This is a genomic window from Nocardioides ungokensis, from assembly GCF_013466985.1.
GTDB classification, from domain to species: domain Bacteria; phylum Actinomycetota; class Actinomycetes; order Propionibacteriales; family Nocardioidaceae; genus Nocardioides; species Nocardioides ungokensis.
This window is the reverse complement of sequence record NZ_CP059164.1, coordinates 3188868-3203158: the sequence shown is the minus strand read 5'-3', so window position 1 is coordinate 3203158 and position 14291 is coordinate 3188868. Positions and strand designations below refer to the sequence as shown.

13 protein-coding genes and 2 pseudogenes are annotated in these 14291 nt (G+C 72.4%); 13 read left to right on the top strand and 2 right to left on the bottom strand.

Annotation, left to right across the window (positions count from 1 at the left end):
- The first annotated feature begins 1 nt into the window (after position 1).
- The 7 genes and pseudogenes from coaD to H0S67_RS15775 all read left to right on the top strand — a co-directional run bounded on the left by coaD (position 2) and on the right by H0S67_RS15775 (position 4875).
- The gene (gene coaD, locus H0S67_RS15805) at positions 2 to 499 is read left to right on the top strand and encodes a pantetheine-phosphate adenylyltransferase (protein ID WP_180933816.1); all 498 of its coding nucleotides are present in this window, start codon (positions 2 to 4) and stop codon (positions 497 to 499) included.
- 85 nt (positions 500 to 584) lie between these two features.
- A pseudogene (locus tag H0S67_RS15800) lies at positions 585 to 1135 on the top strand (YceD family protein).
- Positions 1136 to 1178: 43 nt separating this feature from the next.
- Complete coding sequence (gene rpmF, locus H0S67_RS15795) at positions 1179 to 1364, top strand: 50S ribosomal protein L32 (RefSeq protein ID WP_135080093.1); 186 nt, start codon at positions 1179 to 1181, stop codon at positions 1362 to 1364.
- Positions 1319 to 2116 (top strand): ribonuclease III, encoded by a 798-nt coding sequence (rnc, locus tag H0S67_RS15790; protein ID WP_246354791.1) that lies wholly within the window; start codon positions 1319 to 1321, stop codon positions 2114 to 2116. Before rpmF ends, rnc begins: the two co-directional genes overlap by 46 nt.
- A 13-nt stretch (positions 2117 to 2129) precedes the next feature.
- On the top strand, positions 2130 to 3029 hold the full coding sequence (mutM, locus tag H0S67_RS15785) for a bifunctional DNA-formamidopyrimidine glycosylase/DNA-(apurinic or apyrimidinic site) lyase (protein WP_180933815.1): 900 nt from the start codon (positions 2130 to 2132) through the stop codon (positions 3027 to 3029).
- Between the two features lie 75 nt (positions 3030 to 3104).
- Complete coding sequence (locus H0S67_RS15780) at positions 3105 to 3311, top strand: MreC domain-containing protein (RefSeq protein ID WP_180933814.1); 207 nt, start codon at positions 3105 to 3107, stop codon at positions 3309 to 3311.
- Between the two features lie 55 nt (positions 3312 to 3366).
- On the top strand, positions 3367 to 4875 hold the full coding sequence (locus tag H0S67_RS15775) for an LVIVD repeat-containing protein (RefSeq protein WP_180933813.1): 1509 nt from the start codon (positions 3367 to 3369) through the stop codon (positions 4873 to 4875).
- Positions 4876 to 4954: 79 nt separating this feature from the next.
- Here the strand turns inward: H0S67_RS15775 and H0S67_RS15770 are convergent, their stop codons facing one another.
- On the bottom strand, positions 4955 to 5236 hold the full coding sequence (locus H0S67_RS15770) for a hypothetical protein (RefSeq protein ID WP_180933812.1): 282 nt from the start codon (positions 5234 to 5236) through the stop codon (positions 4955 to 4957).
- A 192-nt stretch (positions 5237 to 5428) separates the two neighbouring features.
- On the opposite strand from H0S67_RS15770, the gene H0S67_RS15765 reads away from it, so the two are divergent.
- Together H0S67_RS15765 and H0S67_RS15760 are read left to right on the top strand one after the other, a co-directional pair.
- A complete protein-coding gene (locus H0S67_RS15765) occupies positions 5429 to 6265 on the top strand; it encodes a helix-turn-helix transcriptional regulator (protein ID WP_180933811.1) in 837 nt (278 codons plus the stop codon).
- Between the two features lie 92 nt (positions 6266 to 6357).
- A complete protein-coding gene (locus H0S67_RS15760; protein ID WP_180933810.1) occupies positions 6358 to 7605 on the top strand; it encodes an MFS transporter in 1248 nt (415 codons plus the stop codon).
- A 28-nt stretch (positions 7606 to 7633) separates the two neighbouring features.
- Here the strand turns inward: H0S67_RS15760 and H0S67_RS15755 are convergent, their stop codons facing one another.
- On the bottom strand, positions 7634 to 8305 hold the full coding sequence (locus tag H0S67_RS15755; protein WP_180933809.1) for a phosphotransferase: 672 nt from the start codon (positions 8303 to 8305) through the stop codon (positions 7634 to 7636).
- Between the two features lie 171 nt (positions 8306 to 8476).
- On the opposite strand from H0S67_RS15755, the pseudogene smc reads away from it, so the two are divergent.
- The 4 genes and pseudogenes from smc to ftsY all read left to right on the top strand — a co-directional run bounded on the left by smc (position 8477) and on the right by ftsY (position 14100).
- A pseudogene (gene smc / locus H0S67_RS15750) lies at positions 8477 to 12072 on the top strand (chromosome segregation protein SMC).
- Entirely contained in the window at positions 12072 to 12509 is a 438-nt protein-coding gene (locus H0S67_RS15745) for an acyl-CoA thioesterase (protein WP_180933808.1), read from the top strand. The pseudogene smc and the gene H0S67_RS15745 overlap by 1 nt, the downstream one beginning before the upstream one ends.
- Before the next feature lie 108 nt (positions 12510 to 12617).
- Complete coding sequence (locus H0S67_RS15740) at positions 12618 to 12893, top strand: hypothetical protein (RefSeq protein WP_180933807.1); 276 nt, start codon at positions 12618 to 12620, stop codon at positions 12891 to 12893.
- Positions 12894 to 12951: 58 nt separating this feature from the next.
- Positions 12952 to 14100, top strand: a complete 1149-nt coding sequence (gene ftsY, locus H0S67_RS15735) for a signal recognition particle-docking protein FtsY (RefSeq protein WP_180933806.1) — start codon at positions 12952 to 12954, stop codon at positions 14098 to 14100.
- The last annotated feature ends 191 nt before the right edge of the window (positions 14101 to 14291 follow it).

Here is a 14291-nt window from a genome sequence, read left to right as displayed (position 1 = left end):
CGTGCGCCGAGCAGTCTGCCCCGGATCCTTCGACCCGATCACCAACGGGCACCTCGACATCATCTCGCGGGCCTCGAAGCTCTTCGACGAGGTCGTCGTCGCCGTCGGGGTCAACAAGTCCAAGAACCGCCTGTTCAGCGCGGAGGAGCGCATGCAGATGCTCCGCGACGTCTGCGACGGCTACGGCAACGTGCAGGTCGACGGCTTCGACGGCCTGCTGACCAGCTTCTGCGCCGAGCGGGGCATCCACGCCATCGTCAAGGGCCTGCGCGCGGTCAGCGACTTCGACTATGAGCTCCAGATGGCGCAGATGAACGCGTCGCTCGCCGACGTGGAGACGGTGTTCGTGCCCACCAGCCCCGAGTACTCCTTCCTCGCTTCAAGCCTGGTCAAGGAGGTCGCGACGTTCGGGGGAGACGTGTCCGGGCTGGTGCCGCCGCTGGTCCACGAGCTCCTGGTGGAGCGGCTCGCCGCCAACGCCGAGGCCGAGGGCCGCTAGGCCCCGGGCGCAGTTTTGCCGTCCCGAGCCCCTGACGGTTAACATTCTTGGCGATCTGTCCTGTCCGGACCCGAAAGTGAATCCCCTGAGCAATTTGGACCCGAGAGCGCCGCTCGTGCTCGACACACGCGAGCTCGGCCGCCGCCCGGGGTCCCAGCGCGAGGTTTCACGAACGGTTCCGGCACCGGCAGATCTGGGCATCGAAGTTCTCCGTGTCCCCGAAGGCTCGCCGGTCGATCTCGACCTGCGGATCGAGGCGGTCATGGAGGGGTGCTGGTCACGGGCATGGCGCGAGCCGGGCTCGAGGGCGAGTGCGTACGGTGCCTGGAACCGATCTCCGACGAGCTCGAGGGGAAGTTCCAGGAGCTGTTCGTGTACGCCGACCACGCCATCTCCGAGGAGGACGACGAGGTCAGCACGCTCGAGAACGACCTGGTCGATCTCGAGCCCCTGCTGCGGGACGCGGTGGTGCTCGCACTACCGTTCCAGCCGTTGTGCCAGGACGACTGTCCCGGACTGTGCCCCGAGTGCGGGGCTCGTCTGGCAGACGACCCGGACCACGGGCACGAGGCTGCGATCGACCCGCGTTGGGCGAAGCTGACCGCGCTCGAGAACCACCCCGAACAACCCGAGTAACACGTCCGGCCGGACGTCCCGGTCCTGGTATGAGGAGAGAACAGTGGCTGTCCCGAAGCGGAAGATGTCGCGCAGCAACACGCGTCACCGTCGCTCGCAGTGGAAGGCCGTCGCGCCGTCCCTGGTGACCTGCGCGAACCCCGCCTGCGGTGCCAAGCACCTCCCGCACCGTGCGTGCGGCGAGTGTGGCCAGTACGGCGCCCGGGCCGACCGTCGTCAGGTCCTCTGAGTCGACCCGGTCCACTGACCAACTACGGCGAGCTGCGAGCAGCGCTCGGGAACCCTGAGCTGGATCCCGAGCTGCTCGAGCGAGCCCTCACCCACCGGTCGTTCGCCTACGAGAACGGCGGCCTGCCGACCAACGAGCGCCTGGAGTTCCTGGGCGACTCGGTGCTCGGCGTCGTCGTCACCGAGACGCTCTACCGGACCCATCCGGACCTCTCCGAGGGCCGGCTGGCCAAGCTGCGTGCCGCGGTCGTCAACGCCCGCGCGCTGGCGGAGGTCGGTCGCAGCATCGGCGTCGGCGAGCACGTCAAGCTCGGCCGCGGCGAGGAGTCGACCGGGGGTCGCAACAAGGCCTCGATCCTCTCCGACACCGTCGAGGCCGTCCTCGGTGCGGTCCACCTCAGTGGCGGGTTCACCGTCTCCGCGGACGTCGTGCACCGGCTCTTCGACCCGCTGATCGTCGCCGCGTCGGCGATGGGGGCAGGGCTGGACTGGAAGACCTCGCTGCAGGAGCTGTCGGCCGAGCACGGCCTCGGCGTCCCCGAGTACGTCATCGAGGACGACGGCCCCGACCACATGAAGACCTTCACCGCCCAGGTCCGGGTCGGCGAGTCCCTCTACGGCAACGGCGTGGGCCGGTCGAAGAAGGAGGCCGAGCAGGCCGCCGCCGAGACGGCGTACAGCGAGATCGCCGCCGACCTCGGCATCGAGGACCCCGCCGCGAGCGCCGCACGCGGCGCCGTCGTCCCCGACTGACCCCGCCGACACCGTGCCTGAGCTGCCCGAGGTCGAGGTCGTGCGCGCGGGACTCGAGCGCCACGTCCTCGGTGCCACGATCACCCGGGTCGACGTGCTCCACCCCCGTCCCGTACGCCGGGACCTGCGCGGCCCCGCGGGCTTCGCGGCGGCGCTGGAGGGTCGTCGGATCGAGGCCGCCCGCCGGCGCGGCAAGTACCTCTGGCTGCCGCTCGACAACGGGGACGCGCTGCTCGGCCACCTCGGCATGAGCGGGCAGATCCTGGTGCAGCTGCCCGGGGCCCCCGACGAGCGCCACCTCCGGGTGCGCCTGGCGCTGGAGGGGAGCGACGAGGGGCGTGAGCTGCGGTTCGTCGACCAGCGCATGTTCGGCGGCCTGTCGGTCTCGGCCGGCGGCGCCGAGCTGCCCTCCGAGATCGCCCACATCGCCCGCGACCCCCTCGACCCGGAGTTCGACGACGACGAGTTCGTGCGCCGTGTGCGCCGGCGTACGTCCGGGATCAAGCGGCAGCTGCTCGACCAGGGCCTGGTGTCGGGCGTCGGCAACATCTACGCCGACGAGGCCCTGTGGCGCTCGCGGCTGCACGGCGAGCGACCGGGGGAGCGGCTCACCGCCCGGCAGGTCCGCGAGCTGCTCGGCCACGCCCGCGAGGTCATGTCCGACGCACTGGGGCAGGGCGGAACCTCCTTCGACGCCCTCTACGTCAACGTCAACGGCGAGTCCGGGTACTTCGACCGGTCGCTGCACGCCTACGGGCGTGAGGGGGAGCCCTGCGAGCGCTGCGGGACGCCGATCCGACGCGTCGCGTTCATGAACCGGTCGTCGTACTTCTGTCCCCGGTGCCAGCCCGCTCCGCGGGCGTCGGCCCAGCGTCGCCGGACGCTGCCCCAGCCTTTGCCCGCGGTCGATTGACCCGACGCCCCGCGGGTGAGACTCTTGAAGACGGTCCGCCACCGCGGACTACCCTCCCACCCGGAAGGCTCTTCCATGGCCAAGGCGCTGATCGGCTACATGAACAGCGACCTGCGGACCCCTGCACGACTCGTGGCCGAGAACGACCGGCTGCGCACCCGTGTGGGTGAGCTCGAGACTCTGGTCCGCCGACTCTCCGAGGAGAACGACCGGCTGACGGCCACCCAAGCCGCGCTGCTCGACCTCGACTCCGCCGCGATGCAGGAGATGCAGCCCGCCTGAGCCGGGCTCCATCGACGGGCGCGTGACCGCGGGCCCGTCGGTTCGTTGACCCGCCATGCGTCCCGTCGTCGCGCTCGCGTCCCTGGCACTCACCCTCGGTGCCGCCCTCGGCACGGCCGGTCCGGCCGCCGCCCACGGGGACCACAGCGGTCCGCACCGCGCCCAGTCTGCGCTGGCCGGCGAGTCGGGCAGCGCCCTGCTCTCCAGTCCCAACGTCCGCCACGTGACGGCTGACCCGGGACAGGTCGGCATCTCCGGGTGCTTCATGAGATCCGCCCCGATCTTCGTCACCAGCGGCGCCGACTCGGTCCGGGTCTGGGACGTCTCCGACGCCGCGCACCCCACCGTCGTGGGCGAGCTGCCGAACGTCCTGTTCGAGAACGAGGCGATGAACTGCGGCGAGCGCCGGACCGCCCACGGCATCCGCCGCTTCGCCCTGATCGGCGTCGACTCGGTCCAGGCGTCGCCCGGCGACGTCCAGCACACCAACGTCGGTGGCGGCGAGCTGATCGTCGTCGACGTCACCGACCCTGAGCGGCCACGGATCCTGTCGCGTGCTCCGGGTACGACGAGCACCCACACGGTCGCGTGCGTGACGTCGGCGAACTGCACGTACGCCTACTCCGCGGGGGAGGGCAACCACTTCTCGATCTTCGACCTGCGAAATCTCCGCAGGCCCCACGAGGTGGACGCGAAGCCCGGCACGGACGGCATTCAGCCGTTCTGGTCGCCCACCGCCGGGCACAAGTGGAACTTCGACGCCGCCGGCATCGGCACCCACACGGGGTGGAACGGCGCGTCGATGTGGCGCACCACCGACCCGGCTCACCCGAGGCTGATCACCACGACCGGCCGGGCGGGCCGTGGCACCGACCCGGCTCACCCGGGGTGGAACGACTTCATCGAGCACAACTCCTTCCGACCCAACGCCCGGGCCTTCGAGCCGGACAGCGCCCCGTCCTTCGCCCACGGCAACGTCCTGCTCACCACCGAGGAGGACTACGAGCAGACCGACTGCACCAAGGCCGGCTCGTTCCAGACCTGGTGGGTCAAGCGGCTGGACGGCACGAAGTCCGCCATCGTGCCGCTGGACAAGGTCGAGCTCTCCGACCTCGGCACCTTCCCGCTGTCCCGGGGCGCGTTCTGCTCCGCCCACTGGTTCGACTTCCGGCCCGGCGGGATCGTCGCCGCCGGCTTCTACGGTGGAGGAACCCAGCTCATCGACGTCCGCGATCCCCGGCACCTGAAGTCCTTCGGCTACGCCGTGTGGGGGGCCTCGGAGGTGTGGGACAGCATGTGGGTCCCGGTCTACGACCGGAGCGGCCACCAGACCGGCGCGAAGAGCAACGTCGTCTACTCCATCGACCTGGTCCGTGGCCTCGACGTGTACGCCGTCGACGTTCCCGGAGACGGGGTCGCCGCCGTGCCGTCGCCGAGGTCGGTGCCGGACAGCACGGTCGCCGACCGCGCCCGAGAGGGTGTGGTGCCCATGGGTCTCGTGGGGGGCTCGATGGCGCTGTCGTTCGCCGTACGCCGCCGTCGGCGCTCGGCCAGGGTCTCCTGATCCACGGGGCGGGACGAGGGGCCGTCAGTGCGGGCGCACACCCCGTGCGGTGCGCCCGCACCGACCCCGAGTCCCTCCCTCAACGGAGCTGGCCCAGCTCCAGCGCGTGATCGATGGCGTACTGCGCGGCCTGGGTGTGGCGCAGCTCGACGACCGCGCCGATGTCGAACTGTGCACCGGTGACCTGGCTGATGCCGCTGGCGTCGAGACCGGCCGTCCGGGCCGGCGCCTGGGCCAGGTGGTCCGTGCCGAGGTGGCTCGCGTCGGCGGCGGCCGACACTGTCATGGAACCCGCCAGCGCGAGGGACGCGGCGACGGCGAAGAAGGAAGCGGTGAGGCGGAGGGTGCGGCTGTTGCTCATGGGGGGCTCCTCTCGTGCAGCACGCTCTCCCGAGCTCCACCACCGGCTTACCGCCCAGCGCCCCGATGCCTCTACGCGCTGCCGGCATCTGGCACGAACTACCCACCCGACCGCGATGACCCGCATGGGCGATGCGGCCGGGAAGGGATTTCCCTAGCGTGAGCAGTGGGGAACGTTCGACTGGGAGCCAGCATGGGACGTGCCGACGGAAGAGTGGGGGTCTGGCTCGACCTGGTGGACGACCTGCTCACTCGCCCGACCAGCACCTTCCCGCGGCAGCTCCTGTCCGCCCAGCTGCACGAGACGTTCCAGTGCCAGGTGTCCTGGAACTGGCTGGACGGCCCCGGCAGGTCCGGCTTCGTCTGCCACGTTCCGATGCCGGGCTGGCCGCCTCCCGAGGTCCAGCAGGCCATGGTCGACTCCATCGACGAGCACCCCCTGATCCGTTGGCTCGCGGCGACGGGGGACACGTCGGCCATGACGATCGGTCGGGTCCCACGGGCACTGGTCACGGCGAAGGGGTACGCCGCGGTGCGCGACTACCTCGCGCCGGTGGGCATGGATCAGCAGCTCGCGATGGCGTACCGGTTCGGCGCCCACCACCGGGCGTTCGTCATGGCGCGCGGAGACGAGGACTTCTCCAACGAGGACCTCTGCGTCGCGCGGCAGGTCCAGCCCCTGCTCCGGCTGCTCGACCGGCACTTCCGCACCGTGAGACGGAACGCGCGGACCGGTGGTCAGGCCTGCGACCTGACCGGGCGGGAGCTCGCCGTCCTGCACCTGCTGGCCGACGGGTGCACCGCGTCCGTGATCGGCTCCAGGCTCGTCATCTCGCCGCGGACCGTGCACCGCCATCTCCACGGGATCTACCGCAAGCTCGGCGCAGCCGATCGCGTGCGTGCCGTCCTGGTCGCGCAGGAAGCAGGACTGCTGGCCGACAGGTCCGAGCACCCCTGCGGGCGTCGCTTCGAGCCCGACCTGACCGGGCTCTCCGGGATCTTCGGGGCGGGCGAGATCCCGGAGATCTGAGCTCACGCTGACGGAGACGACCCGCGCCGCGACATCCGGCCGGAGACAATCCCGGTGACGGGGAGCGCGACGACGGCTAGCGTTGCCTGCTTGTGAGCCGGATCGTCGACACCATCGCTCCGCCGCGTCTCGGGGCCGGCTTCCGCTGGCTCCTCGCGTCGTCGTGGGTCTCCAACCTGGGCGACGGGATCGCGCTCGCGGCAGGCCCGTTGCTGGTGGCCTCCCAGACCCACGACGCGTTCCTGGTAGCGCTCGCCGCGCTGCTGCAGTGGCTGCCGCCGCTCGTCTTCGGCCTGTACGCCGGGGCCCTCTCCGACCGGCTCGATCGCCGGCTGATCGTCGTCACCGTCGACCTGCTCCGGGCAGCGGTGCTGGTGCTGCTCTCCCTGGCCGTCGTGACCGGGACCATCTCGATCGCCGCCGTGCTCGTGGCGATGTTCCTCCTCGGCACGGCTGAGGTGTTCGCCGACAACACGACGAGCACTCTGCTGCCGATGCTCGTCCACCGCGACGACCTCGCGGTGGGCAACTCGCGTCTCCAGACGGGGTTCATCACCGTCAACCAGCTCGCGGGACCGCCGATCGGCGCCGCCCTCTTCGCCACGGCGATGGCACTGCCGTTCATCACGCAGGCGGTGTTGGTCGCGCTCGGGGCGCTGCTCGTCTCGCGCATCGTGCTGCCCGCCCACGGCCGCGCGGCCAGGAGCGAGAGCCACGTCCGCCAGGACATCGCCGAGGGCTTCCGCTGGGTGCGGCACCACGCGGCGGTCCGCACGCTGGTGCTGACCATCTTCGTCTTCAACATCACGTTCGGCGCGGCCTGGTCGGTGCTGGTGCTCTACGCCACCCGGCACCTGGGCATGGGGGCGATCGGCTTCGGGCTGCTCACCACGATCTCCGCGGTCGGCGGCCTGCTCGGCACCCTCTCCTACGGCTGGATCACCCGGCGGCTGAGCCTCGGCGACATCATGCGGATCGGACTGGTGATCGAGACCTTCACCCACCTGGCCCTCGCCCTGGCCACCCGGCCGTGGGTGGCGATGGTGATCTTCTTCGTCTTCGGGGCGCACGCCTTCATCTGGGGGACGACCTCGATCACCGTGCGCCAGCGGGCGGTGCCGTCCGAGCTCCAGGGCCGGGTCGGCGGCGTCAACCTCGTGGGCGTGTACGGCGGCCTCGTGATCGGGTCCGGGATCGGTGGCGTCCTCGCGCAGCACTGGGGAGTCACGGCGCCGTTCTGGTTCGCCTTCGCGGGGTCCGCGCTGTTCGTGGTGCTGATCTGGGGCCAGCTGTCCCACATCGCTCACGCCGACGAGGAGTCGCTCGCCGGCACGGCCTGAGCAGGTCCGACCGGGGAGCCCGCCCGGCTCAGGCCGGCGCCGCTGCCAGCGCCACGGCCGCAGGGAGACCGGCCAGCTCCTGCGCCGACTGGTAGGGGTCGAGTCGACGCAGCGCCTCCGCGGCGGCCAGGTGCTCGGCGTACGGCGTGGACACGGCGTTGGCGAAGGCGGCCAGGAGCTCACCCACGACGGCGCGTACCAGCTCCTCGAGGTCGGGGTCGTCCGGGAGCATCCCGGGCGTGACGGCGACCTGGGCGACGATCAGGGCGGTCAGCGCGACGTCCAGCCCGGCCGGGCCGGGGCGGGCGTTGGACCAGTCGATCACCACCGGCCCCTCCGCGGCCACGATGACGTTCAGCGGGTGCAGGTCCAGGTGCAGGAGCGATTCTCCCTGCCCGGCGGCCGGCCAGGGGAGCGCGTGCAGGTCGTCGTGGAGCCGCGCCAGCATGCCTCCGGCCTCGACGACCGTCAGGTCGCCCGCCTGCATCGCGTCGGCGAGGGTCGGCCCCTCGACCCGCTCCATCACGATGTCCGGGCCGGACCCGCCGTGGACGATGGGCACGGGGTAGCCCAGCCGACCCACGGCGAGGATCGTCGCGGCCTCCTGCTCGGCCGAGCGTCCGTCGCGGTAGCGACGGAGCACCAGCCCGTCGGAGTGCTCGAAGACGTCGGAGTCGCGTCCTGAGGCGATCAGCTTCATGCGCCCCGACCCTAGGGGCGGTCGCGCCTGCCACGGACCGGGGGCGGCGCCGGGTAGGGTGTGGGCGCTGACCTTCCCCACGGCGTGCTGCGACGATGCAGCCTGACGTTCAGTGTCCCGTGACGGGCCGACGGATCCTCCGTCGGGTCGAGGATGGTGAGGAGCCACACGTTGTACCTGAAGAGCCTGACCCTGAAGGGGTTCAAGTCCTTCGCCTCCTCGACCACCCTGCAGCTGAGCTCGAGCCCGGCATCACGTGCATCGTGGGACCCAACGGCTCCGGCAAGTCCAACGTCGTCGACGCGCTGGCCTGGGTGATGGGGGAGCAGGGCGCCAAGTCGCTGCGCGGCGGCAAGATGGAGGACGTCATCTTCGCCGGCACCTCCGGGCGCCCGCCGCTGGGCCGCGCCGAGGTGCTGCTCACCATCGACAACTCCGACGGTGCGCTGCCGATCGAGTACGCCGAGGTCACGATCAGCCGCACCATGTTCCGCAGCGGTGGGTCCGAGTACGCGATCAACGGCAGCTCCTGCCGCCTCCTCGACGTCCAGGAGCTCCTCTCCGACTCCGGCATCGGCCGCGAGATGCACGTGATCGTCGGCCAGGGCCAGCTCGACACGATCCTGCACGCGACCCCCGAGGACCGGCGCGGGTTCATCGAGGAGGCCGCGGGCGTCCTCAAGCACCGCAAGCGCAAGGAGAAGGCGCTCCGCAAGCTCGACTCCACCGAGGGCAACCTGACCAGGCTGGCCGACCTGCTCAGCGAGATCCGCCGCCAGCTCAAGCCGCTCGGCCGCCAGGCCGAGGTGGCCCGCAGGGCGGCCGCGGTCCAGGCCGACGTCCGCGACGCCCGGGCCCGCCTGATGGCCGACGACCTGGTCACCGCCCGGACCGCCCTGGAGCAGGAGCTCGCCGACGAGTCGGTGCTGCTCGAGCGCCGCGAGCAGGTCGAGGCCGCGATCGCCTCCGCGCGCGAGCACGAGGCCGCCCTCGAGGCCGCGCTGCGCGAGGACCTACCCGCGCTCTCGGCCGCGCAGGAGACGTGGTTCTCGCTGTCAGGGCTGCGTGAGCGGCTCCGCGGCACCCAGTCCCTGGCCGCGGAGCGGGTGCGCAACGCGGCCGGCACCGCGGACGTCGACGAGACGCGGTCGGGCCGCGACCCCGAGCAGATGGAGGCCGAGGCCGAGCGGGTGCGCGAGCAGGAGCAGCGCATCGCCGCCGAGGTCGACGGCCACCGCACCGCGCTCGAGGAGGCGGTCTCGGCGCGCAAGGCCGCCGAGGACGCCGCCGCCGAGGAGGAGCGCCGCGTGGCCGGCCTCCAGCGGGCCGCCGCCGACCGCCGCGAGGGCCTCGCCCGGCTGCACGGCCAGGTCAACGCGCTGAAGTCGCGGGCCGCCGCGGCCGACGACGAGATCGGGCGGCTGACCCTCGCCCACGAGGAGGCCCTGGCCCGGGCCGACCGGGCCCAGCGCGACTTCACGGCGCTGGAGACCCGGGTCGCCGGCCTCGACGCCGGCGAGGAGGGCCTCGACGCCGAGCACGAGGCGGCCACCGCGCTGCTCGACGACATCGAGGAGCGGCTAGCCAAGACCCGCGACGAGGCCCAGCAGGCCGACCGGGCCCGGACCGGGCTGCTGGCCCGCAAGGACGCCCTCGAGATGGGCCTCAACCGCAAGGACGGCGCGGGCGCCCTGCTCGCCGCGTCCGACGAGGTCTCCGGGCTGCTGGGCTCGGTGGCGGCGCTGCTGTCGGTGCGGTCTGGCTACGAGGCCGCCGTGGCGGGCGCCCTGGGCTCCGCCGCCGACGCGGTCGCCTTCGCCGACGCCGACGCCGCCGTACGCGCCATCGGCCTGCTCAAGGACGACGACCTGGGCCGCGCCGGGATGCTGCTGGGCAGTGAGCCCGGGGGCGACGACCGTGCATGGCCCGCCCTGCCCGGCCACGCGGCGTACGCCGTGGACGTCGTGGAGTGCCCCGACGCGCTGCGTCCCGGGCTGGCGCGGCTGCTGTTCAAGGTGGCGGTCGTGGACGACCTCCCGGCCGCCCGGCGCCTGGTCGCCGACCTCCCCGACGTCACCGCGGTCACCCGGGAGGGTGACCTGCTGGGCGCCCACTTCGCGTCCGGCGGATCCTCGAGCCAGCCGAGCCTGATCGAGGTCCAGGCGGCCCTCGACGAGGCCGTGGAGCAGCTCGCCGAGGCGGTCGCCGCCGGCGAGCGGCTGGGCTTCGACATGTCGCGCCTCGAGGCCGAGCGGCTCGAGGCGCAGAAGCGCGCCGACGTGGCCCTCGCAAAGCTGCACGAGTCCGACGCCACGCTGGCCGCGGTCGCTGAGGAGCTGGGCCAGTACGGCTCCCAGGCCCGCGCCGCGCGGGGCGAGGCGGAGCGGCTGACCCAGGCCATCGAGAAGGCCCGCACGGCCCGCGAGCAGGACCTCGCCGGCCTGGCCGACCTCGAGGCCCGCTTGGCCCGGGCCGAGGACGCGCCCGAGGAGGAGCCGGACACCTCCGTCCGGGAGCGCCTGGTGGAGGACGCCCGTGGCGCCCGCCAGGGCGAGATGGACGCCCGGCTCGCGCTGCGCACGTCCGAGGAGCGCGCCCGCGCGCTGCACGGCCGGGCCGACTCGATGCTGCGCGCAGCCCGTGCGGAGCGCGAGGCCCGGGCCCGGGCCGCGGAGCGTCGCGAGCGGCTGCTCCGCGAGGGGCGGGCCGCCGAGGCCGTCGGCGCCGCCGTGGCCTTCGTGCTGGGCCGCCTGGAGGTGTCGGTGCACCGCGCCGCCGAGGCCCGCGCGGCCGTGGAGCAGGCTCGCCAGGGTCGGGAGCAGGAGCTGCTGACGGTGCGCGCCAGCCTGCGGGACCTGGGCCGCGAGCACGACGAGCTGGTCAACTCCGTGCACCGCGATGAGATGGCCCGCACCCAGCAGCGGATGCGGATCGAGCAGCTCGAGGAGCGCGCCCTGGAGGAGCTCGGCCTGGACCCCGACGGGCTGGTCGCCGACTACGGGCCGCACCAGCCGATCCCCGTCCAGCAGGAGGCCCCGGCCGGCGGCGACTCGGACGAGGACGTCACGGAGGGCGCGGACGCCCCGCCCGAGACGGTGCCGTTCGTGCGCGAGGAGCAGCAGAAGCGGCTGCGGGCGGCCGAGCGGGCGCTGTCGATGCTCGGCAAGGTCAACCCCCTCGCGCTGGAGGAGTTCTCCGCGATGGAGGAGCGGCACAAGTTCCTCACCGAGCAGCTCGAGGACCTGAAGAAGACCCGCAAGGACCTGCTCGACATCGTCAAGGAGGTCGACAGCCGCGTCGAACAGGTCTTCACCGAGGCCTACGCCGACGTCGAGCGCGCCTTCGACTCGACGTTCTCGCGGCTCTTCCCGGGTGGCGAGGGACGGCTCGTGCTGACCAACCCCGGCGACATGCTGACCACCGGTGTGGAGGTCGAGGCCCGGCCGCCCGGCAAGAAGGTCAAGCGGCTCTCGCTCCTCTCCGGTGGCGAGCGTTCCCTGGTCGCGGTGGCCTTCCTGGTCGCGCTCTTCAAGGCCCGGCCCTCGCCGTTCTACATCCTCGACGAGGTCGAGGCCGCGCTCGACGACACCAACCTCGGCCGGCTGCTGGAGATCTACGAGGAGCTCCGCGAGAACTCCCAGCTCCTGGTGATCACCCACCAGAAGCGGACGATGGAGGTCGGTGACGCCCTGTACGGCGTGACGATGCGCGGCGACGGCGTCTCCGCCGTCATCAGCCAGCGGCTCCGTGAGGCGGAGCCCGCGTAGTGGCCTCCAGACCGACCCGCGCCGACTACGTCCGGTGGGAGCGCGTCACCACGCGCTGGGCCGACATCGACGTCTACGGGCACATGAACAACGCCCGCTACTTCGAGCTCATCGACACCGTGGTCAACAACCACCTCGCCGAGGGCACGGGCGTCGACATCCGTGACCTGCCCGCCATCGGGGTCGTGGCCGAGGTCTCCTGCCGCTACTTCGCGGAGGTGGGCTACCCCGCGCCGGTGGACCTGGGGATCGTGGTCGACAAGGTCGGCACGTCCAGCGTCGTCTACCGGGTCGGGCTCTTCCAGGGCGACGCCGACGAGGCCGCCGCCGAGGGCCGGTTCGTCCACGTCTACGTCGACAACACCGACCCGGCCCGCCCGGTCACCCCGATGCCCGACGAGGTCCGCGCGGCCGTCGAGCCCCTGCTGCGCGGCTGATCCGCGGGCCGCGCGGCCGGTGCGGTGACCAACACCACCGGACCGGGCTGCCCGGGCCGGGGCGGCGGACGTGGGGTCCTGCGGGTGTGCGACGGTGGATATTCGGGTATGCCCTACCCGACCGCCTTCCGGGAGGACCCGTTCATGCTCGTGATCACCCTCGTGATGCTCCCCATCGTCGTGCTCGCCGTGCTGGTGGTGACCTTCGTGGCGTTCCCGCACCGGGGCGAAGCAGTGCCGAAGGCACCCTGGCTGGGCGAGGCGATGGGCAACCTCGCCGACGTGCTCCCGACCCTCGACAACACCGAGGAGGAGGCCGGTGCGCCGGCCGCGGGCCACGGTCGCCCGCCCGCAGCGCGCCAGGGCTCCGGCCTGCTGCCCTGAGCCCCTGCCGCGCAGCCTGAGCGCTCGCAGGACCGAGCGCCTCTGGTTGGATTGAGCCATGACCCTCCTCGCCCTGATCGTGCTCATCGCCGTCCTCGCGGTCGTCCTCGTCGGCCTGGGCGTCGGGCTGCTCGTCGGCAGCCGTCGCCGGCAGCGCGTCGAGCCCCCGCGGGGTGGCACCGACGTCATCGCGCCGCCGCCGAGCGAGGTGGAGGTCGAGGAGCCCGCGGAGGCGCCGCCGGCGGTGGTCGAGACCCCCGTCGCCGAGGCGCCGGTCCTCGAGAAGCCGGAGGGCACCGCCTCCCGCCTGGTGCGGTTGCGTCAGCGGCTCGCCGGCTCGCAGAGCGGTCTGGGTCGGGGCCTGCTGGCCCTGCTCTCGCGTGACCGGCTCGACGAGGACACCTGGGAGTCCATCGAGGACACCCTGCTCACCGCCGACGTCGGCGTAGCACCCACCCAGGAGCTGGTCGAGAAGCTGCGCACCCGGATGCGGGTCGACGGCGGCCAGGGAGTCGACGTCCGCGCCGTGCTCCGCGAGGAGCTGCTCGCCCTCGTCGACCCCGACATGGACCGGCGGCTGCAGGTCAGCGGCGCCGAGGGCCAGCCCGGCGTCGTGCTCGTCGTGGGCGTCAACGGCGCCGGCAAGACCACGTCGGTGGGCAAGATCGCGCGCATCCTGGTCGCCGAGGACCGCAGCGTCGTGCTGGGCGCGGCCGACACCTTCCGTGCGGCCGCGGTCGAGCAGCTGGCCACCTGGGGCGAGCGGGTCGGCGTCGACGTGGTCCGCGGCCCGGAGGGCACCGACCCGGCGAGCGTGGCCTTCGAGGCGGTCAAGGAGGGCCTCGACACGGGGGCCGACACCGTCATCGTCGACACCGCCGGGCGCCTGCAGAACAAGGCCGGTCTGATGGACGAGCTGGGCAAGGTCAAGCGGGTCATCGAGAAGCAGGCCCCCGTGACCGAGGTGCTACTGGTGCTCGACGCCACCACCGGCCAGAACGGCATGATCCAGGCCCGCGTCTTCAGCGAGGTCGTGGACGTGACCGGCATCGTGCTCACCAAGCTCGACGGGTCCGCGAAGGGCGGCATCGTCGTCGCGGTGCAGCGCGAGCTGGGGGTGCCGGTCAAGCTCGTCGGGCTCGGTGAGGGCGCCGACGACCTGGCGCCCTTCGACGCCGGCGCGTTCGTCGACGCGCTGCTGGGCTGAGCCACACGACAGCACGTCCCGCGCGGGGCGGCGTACCCACCCGCCGGTGGGCCACGCCGCCCCGCGCTGCTGTTCACACGGAAGTAACAAACCGGGGGAACTCGTTGCCTGACCGCAACACACGGGCACGAGCGGTGAAATCTCGTCCCGCGAAGGTTGCGGCCAAGTGGGATGCGAACCTCGACAGACAG

What these genes read in the sequence shown, in the direction of transcription:
- H0S67_RS15765 (WP_180933811.1), top strand. Translation starts at nt 5,429, where the DNA reads ATGGGACGTGCCGACGGAAGAGTGGGGGTCTGGCTCGACCTGGTGGAC.
- H0S67_RS15775 (WP_180933813.1), top strand. Translation starts at nt 3,367, where the DNA reads ATGCGTCCCGTCGTCGCGCTCGCGTCCCTGGCACTCACCCTCGGTGCC.
- H0S67_RS15770 (WP_180933812.1), bottom strand. Translation starts at nt 5,236, where the DNA reads ATGAGCAACAGCCGCACCCTCCGCCTCACCGCTTCCTTCTTCGCCGTC.
- H0S67_RS15755 (WP_180933809.1), bottom strand. Translation starts at nt 8,305, where the DNA reads ATGAAGCTGATCGCCTCAGGACGCGACTCCGACGTCTTCGAGCACTCC.
- H0S67_RS15740 (WP_180933807.1), top strand. Translation starts at nt 12,618, where the DNA reads ATGCCCTACCCGACCGCCTTCCGGGAGGACCCGTTCATGCTCGTGATC.
- ftsY (WP_180933806.1), top strand. Translation starts at nt 12,952, where the DNA reads ATGACCCTCCTCGCCCTGATCGTGCTCATCGCCGTCCTCGCGGTCGTC.
- H0S67_RS15780 (WP_180933814.1), top strand. Translation starts at nt 3,105, where the DNA reads ATGGCCAAGGCGCTGATCGGCTACATGAACAGCGACCTGCGGACCCCT.